Source organism: Aestuariivirga sp., from assembly GCF_037139295.1.
Classification (GTDB): Bacteria; Pseudomonadota; Alphaproteobacteria; order Rhizobiales; family Aestuariivirgaceae; genus Aestuariivirga.
Genome location: NZ_JBAXGR010000143.1, coordinates 1 through 6,675 on the forward strand (window position 1 = coordinate 1; position 6,675 = coordinate 6,675).

Below are 6,675 nucleotides of genomic sequence, written 5' to 3' on the forward strand. Positions count from 1 at the left end.
ATTCCCTCTATCTCTCCGCTTTGGAGAAGACCACCCTGGCCGAAGTCATGAACGCCGCCGGGGCACCGGCGAGACATCTCCTTCTGGAACAATGACCCATCGTCTTCTCCCGCTTCTTCAGCGGGAGAAGAAGGGACCCGTTGCAAAGCAACGGGGAGATGAGGGGAACTCATATGACGCCTAGGCGTCGGAGCACGCTTTCCCTCACCTACCCCGACTGCGTCGGGGCCCCCTCCTCTCCCGCCAAGCGGGAGAGGACGATCACCCGCTGCCACCTAAACCTCTGAAATCTTTATTTAGAACGGTTTGTTCGACAAAGCGAACTTTTTGACTTGATCTCCTACTAATCCCGTATAGTATTGGGCCATCAACTGAAGGAGACCCCAATGCGCCTGCTGACCCGCCGTTCGATTGCCCTTGGCGCTGCCGCGCTGTTCCTGTCCGTCGGGGCCGCCCAGGCCCTGGCCGACCGCACCCTGCTCAACGTGTCCTATGATCCGACACGCGAATTCTACAAGGAATTCAACGCCGCCTTCGCCGCCGACTGGAAGGCCAAGACGGGCGAAACCATTACCATCGAGCAGTCGCATGGCGGCTCCGGCAAGCAGGCCCGCGCCGTGATCGACGGCCTCCAGGCCGATGTCGTGACCCTGGCTCTGGCCGGCGACATCGACCAGATCGCCAACAAGACCGACAAGCTGCCCAAGGACTGGGCGGCGAAGCTTCCGAACAATTCTGCTCCCTACACCTCGACCATCGTGTTCCTCGTCCGCAAGGGCAACCCCAAGGGCATCAAGGACTGGAATGACCTGGTGAAGGACGGCGTGCAGGTGATCACGCCCAACCCCAAGACCTCCGGCGGTGCCCGCTGGAACTACCTCGCGGCCTGGGCCTATGCCTCCAAGCAACTGGGCGGTGACGAAGCCAAGGTCAAGGAATGGGTGGCCGACCTCTATCGCAATGTGCCCGTCCTCGACACAGGTGCGCGCGGTTCCACCACCACCTTCGCCCAGCGCGGCATCGGCGACGTGCTGATCAGCTGGGAGAACGAGGCCTTCCTCGTCCAGAAGGAATTCGGCGCCGACAACGTCGACATCGTCGTCCCCTCGCTCTCGATCCTCGCCGAGCCGCCGGTGGCCGTCGTGGAAGGCAACGCCGAGGCCAAGGGCAACCTTGACGTGGCCGAAGCCTATCTGAAGTTCCTCTACACGCCGGAAGGCCAGAAGCTGGCGGCCAAGAACTTCTTCCGCCCGGTCGATCCCTCTGCCGCCGATCCGGCTGACCTTGCCCGCTTCCCCAAGATCGAACTCGTCTCGATCGACAAGGACTTCGGCGGCTGGTCCAAGGCGCAGAAGGAATTCTTCGCCGACGGCGCGATCTTCGACCAGATCTACCGCCCGACCAACTGATGACCTTCCTGCCGTCCTCCCTGCGGCAGCCGAGCGCCCTTCCCGGTTTCGGGTTGGCGCTCGGTTTCACGTTGGCCGCACTGAGCCTCATCGTGCTCTTGCCCCTCGCAGCACTCGTGCTGAGGGCGGCCTCCATCGGCCCTGCCGACTTCTTCAAGATCGCCAGCGACCCACGCACCCTGGCGGCCTTGCGCCTCTCCTTCGGCACAGCGCTGATCGCGGCCCTCATCAACACGGTGTTCGGCCTGCTCATCGCATGGGTGCTGGTGCGCTATCGCTTCCCCGGCCGCCGCATCATCGACGCCGCGGTCGACCTGCCCTTTGCACTTCCCACCGCAGTCGCGGGCATTTCCATGGCCGCAATCTATGCGCCCAATGGCCCCATCGGCTCCATCGCTCAGAACTTCGGACTGAAGATCGCCTATACGCCGCTCGGCATCGTGCTGGCGCTCGTCTTCATCGGCCTGCCCTTCGTCGTGCGCACCGTGCAGCCGGTTCTCGAAGAGGTGGAGAGTGACATCGAGGAGGCATCAGCGCTCCTCGGCGCCAGCCGCCTGCGCACCGTGTTCCAGGTGGTGCTGCCGCATGTCTATCCGGCCCTCCTCACCGGCTTCGCGCTCGCCTTCGCGCGGGGCGTTGGTGAATACGGCTCGGTCATCTTCATCGCCGGCAACATTCCGCTCGTCTCGGAAATCGCGCCGCTGCTGATCGTCATCAAGCTCGAGGAATTTGATTATGGCGGTGCCACCGTCATCGCCACGCTGATGCTGGCGATCTCGTTTGCCATGCTCTTCCTCATCAACGCCATCCAGGGCTGGAGCCGGACCAAATATGGCAATGTCTGACCGCTTTCTGCCGCTCGCTCACACGCCCGAACGCGCCACCAGCGAAACGGCGCTGACCAAGGCCGTGCTGATCGGCATCGCCGGGCTGTTTCTGGTGGCCATCCTGTTCTTCCCGCTCGTCACCGTCTTCATCGAGGCGCTGCGCAAGGGCTGGGGTACGCTGTTCGAGAACTTCAGTGACCCCGACACGCTGGCAGCCATCCGATTGACGCTGCTGGTCGCCGCCATCGCCGTGCCCTTCAATGCGGTGGTGGGGCTTGCCGCGTCCTGGGCCATCGCCAAGTTCGAGTTCAAGGGAAAGAACTTGCTGCTCACGCTGATCGACCTGCCTTTCGCGATCTCGCCCGTGATATCGGGTCTGGTCTTCGTGCTGCTGTTTGGTGCGCAGGGCTGGCTTGGCCCATGGCTTGTCGCGCACAATGTCCAGATCATCTTCGCGGTGCCGGGCATCGTGCTGGCCACGGTGCTCGTCACCTTCCCCTTCGTGGCGCGCGAACTGATCCCGCTCATGCAGTCGCAGGGAACCTCGGAAGAAGAAGCCGCCCTGATGCTCGGTGCGTCCGGCTGGTACACTTTCTTCAAAGTGACATTGCCCAACGTGAAATGGGCGCTGCTTTATGGCGTGCTGCTCTGCAATGCCCGCGCAATGGGCGAGTTCGGCGCCGTGTCGGTGGTCTCCGGCCATATCCGCGGTCTCACCAACACCATGCCGCTGCACATCGAGATCCTCTACAACGAGTATAATTTCGTCGGCGCCTTCGCCGTGGCCTCGCTGCTGGCGGGCCTCGCACTGTTCACGCTTCTCGCCAAATCCCTGCTCGAATGGCGCTTTGCCGGCGAACTCGCCGCGTCCTCGCGCCGCAACTGATTGAAGGAGACACACCATGTCCGTCCCCGTCCGCGTCCGGAACCTGGAAAAGAACTTCGGCCGATATCCGGCCCTGAAGGGCGTCTCGCTCGACGTCGAGGCAGGTGAACTCGTGGCGCTGCTCGGCCCCTCGGGCTCTGGCAAGACCACGCTTCTGCGTGCCATCGCCGGCCTCGAGCAGCCCGATGCCGGGCAGGTGCTGTTCGGCGACATCGATGCCAACACGTTGAGCCTGCGTGAACGCCGCATCGGCTTCGTGTTCCAGCAATATGCGCTGTTCAAGCACATGAAGGTGTTCGACAACATCGCCTTCGGGCTCCGCGCCAGGCCGCGGGTATCAAGGCCTTCCGAAGTGGTCATCAAGGCGAAGGTCATGGAACTTCTCCATCTCGTGCAACTCGATGGCCTCGAGGCGCGGTATCCGGCCCAACTTTCGGGCGGCCAGCGGCAACGCGTGGCGCTCGCCCGCGCCCTCGCCATCGAGCCGCGCGTGCTGCTGCTGGATGAACCCTTCGGCGCGCTTGATGCGCGCGTCCGCAAGGACCTGCGCAAGTGGCTGCGCGAACTGCACCAGCGCACCGGCCACACCACGCTCTTCGTCACCCACGACCAGGACGAGGCCTTTGAACTCGCCGACCGCATCGCCATCCTCGACCACGGCCGCATCGAGCAGGTGGGAACGGCAGCCGAGATCCTCGAGCGCCCGGCCACGCCGTTCATCGACAGCTTCATCGAAGGCATCGCCCGGCGCGAGGCGCAGGCCCGCGAATGGGCGAAGCCGCATGTGGTGGTGAGCCGGTAAATCAGCAGAAGCCAATTCATCAAAATGAAAATGGCCGGGACGAGCCCGGCCATGGCGGAAGAAGGTTTTTTGGACATTACCCTTTTCTAGCACACTGAGCGCGCGTTGTCAAGGACTAAATTCCCTCGAAAGGAATAGCTCTCAGCCAGCTCCACCCCGGAAGCCCATGGCCAGCACGAAGAGTTCGGCCGAGTCGTCCCGGCTCGCCATCGGCTTCAGGTGGCGCACGCTCGCGAAATCCTTCTTCATCATCTTCAGCATCTCGCCCTCGGTGCCGCCACGCAGCACCTTGGCGAGATAGGTGCCACCAGGCTTCAGCACTTCCTTGGCGAATTCATATCCGGCTTCCGCCAGCGCCATGATGTTGATGTGGTCAGTCTGGCGGTGGCCCGTGGCATGGGCCGCCATGTCGGAAAGCACGCAATCCGCCTTTTCGCCGCCAAGCGCCTCGATCAGAAGCGCAGGCGCATCATCTTCTAGGAAGTCCTTCTTGAAGATGGTGACATCTGAAAGCGGGTCCATGCCATGCATGTCGATGGCAATCACCTTGCCCCGCCCCACGTCCGCCTTGGTGCGCTTCACCGCCACCTGGCTCCAGCCGCCGGGAGCGGCACCCAAATCGACGATACGGCCGCCGGGTTTCAGGAACTTGTACTTGTCGTCGATCTCGGTGAGCTTGAAGGCTGCGCGTGAACGATAGCCCAGCTTGCGCGCTTCATGCACGTAAGGATCGTTCAGCTGGCGTTCGAGCCAGTTCTTCTGCGAGACGGTGCGACCCTTGCCGGTTTTCACCCGCACCTTGAGGCGCACGCCCGGCTTCTTGCCACTTCCTGGCCGGCTCATGCAGCACCCCCGTAGGTTCCGTCTTCCTTCATTAGCATGGTCAGAATGCCCTCGCGCAAGCCCCGGTCCGCCACGCGAATGCGCTGTGCGGGGAAGGCAAGGCGGATTTCCTCGAGAATGGCGCAGCCCGCTAGCACCAGATCGGCCCGCTCGCGTCCGATGCACGGGTTCGCCGCGCGCTGTTCGTAAGAAAGATGCAGGAGCCTGTTCGTCACGGCGCCAATGTCGTCACTGTCGAGCCAGCAACCGTCGACACGGGAGCGATCATAGCGCTGCAGGCCGAGCTGCACGCCGGCAATCGTCGTGACTGTGCCTGACGTTCCGAGAAGATGCGATGGTACGGGCGGTGTTCCGCCATTGGCAGCTGACACGCGCTCGGCGAACTCCCGCAGCATGGGGCGCAGATATTCCCGCATGGCCTCGAAGGAGGCGGGCGTCACGTCGACACCGCCACCGAAACGCTCGGAGATGGTGACCACGCCGGCCGCCAGCGACGTCCATGCGACTGTTTCGAAGCGCTGGCCGGCGCGGCGCATCCACAGCACCTCCGTCGAGCCACCCCCGATGTCGAAAACGAGTGCCGTTTCCGCCTCGCTGTCGACCAGCGGTTCGGCGCCCACTGCGGCGAGCCCGGCCTCCGTCTCCCGGTCGATGATTTCCAGCCCGAGGCCCGTCTCGGATTTCACGCGGTCGATGAATGCCGGGCCATTCTCGGCCATGCGGCAGGCCTCGGTGGCCACCAGTCGCACCCGGTCAACCTTGCGCCAGCGCAGCTTGTTCGCACAGACCCGCAGGGCATCGATGGTGCGGCCCATGGCGTCGTCGCTTAGTCGCCCGGTCTGCGCCAGCCGCTCGCCAAGCCGAACGATGCGGGAAAAGGCATCGACGACCGAAAACCCATTCTGGGTGGGGGTGGCGATCAGGAGCCGACAGTTGTTCGTGCCAAGATCGAGGGCGCCATAAAGGCCCCCCGGCGGCTGCTCGCGCGAAACAGGCGGTCTCCGGGCGTGATGGCCCCCGGCCGCCGGTTTGCGCCGTGACCGGTCCTTGCCCGGCCTGCTGGTCGCATCCACGTCCAAACCTTTCAAGGGCAACCGGGCTCGACGGAAGACCGGAGCGACGGCGGTTGCCCTTACAATCATTGCGTTATCCGGAATGTAACAGCTTACGCCACCCCTCACAAAACAAATCTCCCGATTGAACAGGCGGGAAAATTAACCTGAAGTTGAGACATCAAGCGCCAAATGAAACTATAACTTCCGGGTGAGTGATGCGTACTTTCGGCCCCAAATGGTTCAAGGACGGTTCGCTGATCGGCGAGTTCTCGGATAAAATCGACTAAACTATTGATATTTCATGGGAAACATCCCAAAATGGGGGTACAGGCAATGTGTGGTTTCCTATGGAAAACGACGGTTTTGACCGAGGTATTGTACCCCCAAGGAGGAGGACAAAATGGCATGGAAACTCGAGCCCGGCCTGCGGCTGGCGATCAAGGCGATCCTAGAAGTTCGCGCCCAGCACGAGCAGGGCTCCGAAGCGTGGGAGGCATGCGACGAGATACTGCAGACGATCCACATCGAGACCGATCAGCGTTCGATGGAGATCGCCGCCGAGCTCGACGAGCTTCCTCATTGATAGCCCCCCTGCCCGTCGTCCTGAGCGGCTGCAGCGGCAAGGGCCGAGGCCCCGGCTACCGGAGCACCCAGCGAGAAGTAGGCCAGCCCAGACGGGCTGCTGGGTCGGGCGATGCCGCTCTCGGCCTTGTAGCCTGCCTTTCTGTGGACCTTGTCGGCAGCCTTGATCTGGTCGAGGGACATCCTCGGCAGGTGGCGGATCTGTCACAACGCCCTATACAGGAAATCACGACCCGCGACGTCGTGACCGTCCTAAGGAGAGAGGAAGAGG

At 62.9% G+C, this 6,675-nt stretch carries 7 protein-coding genes and 1 pseudogene; 5 read left to right on the forward strand and 3 right to left on the reverse strand.

What is annotated here, in order from left to right:
- The first annotated feature begins 386 nt into the window (after positions 1–386).
- From WCJ41_RS19465 to cysA, 4 genes and pseudogenes are all read left to right on the forward strand, one after another.
- A complete protein-coding gene (locus WCJ41_RS19465; RefSeq protein WP_336907499.1) occupies positions 387–1,409 on the forward strand; it encodes a sulfate ABC transporter substrate-binding protein in 1,023 nt (340 codons plus the stop codon).
- Complete coding sequence (cysT, locus tag WCJ41_RS19470; RefSeq protein WP_336907500.1) at positions 1,409–2,254, forward strand: sulfate ABC transporter permease subunit CysT; 846 nt, start codon at positions 1,409–1,411, stop codon at positions 2,252–2,254. Before WCJ41_RS19465 ends, cysT begins: the two co-directional genes overlap by 1 nt.
- Positions 2,241–3,122 carry a sulfate ABC transporter permease subunit CysW gene (gene cysW, locus WCJ41_RS19475; RefSeq protein ID WP_336907501.1) on the forward strand — a complete coding sequence of 294 codons (882 nt, stop codon included), beginning with the start codon at positions 2,241–2,243 and terminating at the stop codon, positions 3,120–3,122. The genes cysT and cysW overlap by 14 nt, the downstream gene beginning before the upstream one ends.
- A gap of 16 nt (positions 3,123–3,138) precedes the next feature.
- A pseudogene (gene cysA, locus WCJ41_RS19480) lies at positions 3,139–3,855 on the forward strand (sulfate ABC transporter ATP-binding protein); the annotation flags it as partial.
- A 210-nt stretch (positions 3,856–4,065) separates the two neighbouring features.
- On the opposite strand, the gene WCJ41_RS19485 reads toward cysA, so the two are convergent.
- Complete coding sequence (locus tag WCJ41_RS19485) at positions 4,066–4,767, reverse strand: RlmE family RNA methyltransferase (RefSeq protein WP_336907502.1); 702 nt, start codon at positions 4,765–4,767, stop codon at positions 4,066–4,068.
- Complete coding sequence (locus WCJ41_RS19490) at positions 4,764–5,840, reverse strand: Ppx/GppA phosphatase family protein (protein WP_336907503.1); 1,077 nt, start codon at positions 5,838–5,840, stop codon at positions 4,764–4,766. Before WCJ41_RS19490 ends, WCJ41_RS19485 begins: the two co-directional genes overlap by 4 nt.
- Positions 5,841–6,222: 382 nt before the next feature.
- On the opposite strand from WCJ41_RS19490, the gene WCJ41_RS19495 reads away from it, so the two are divergent.
- Positions 6,223–6,405, forward strand: a complete 183-nt coding sequence (locus WCJ41_RS19495; RefSeq protein WP_336907504.1) for a hypothetical protein — start codon at positions 6,223–6,225, stop codon at positions 6,403–6,405.
- On the opposite strand, the gene WCJ41_RS19500 is transcribed toward WCJ41_RS19495, so the two are convergent.
- Entirely contained in the window at positions 6,399–6,587 is a 189-nt protein-coding gene (locus WCJ41_RS19500; protein ID WP_336907505.1) for a hypothetical protein, read from the reverse strand. The two genes, WCJ41_RS19495 and WCJ41_RS19500, sit on opposite strands and share 7 nt — an antisense overlap.
- Positions 6,588–6,675: the final 88 nt, after the last annotated feature.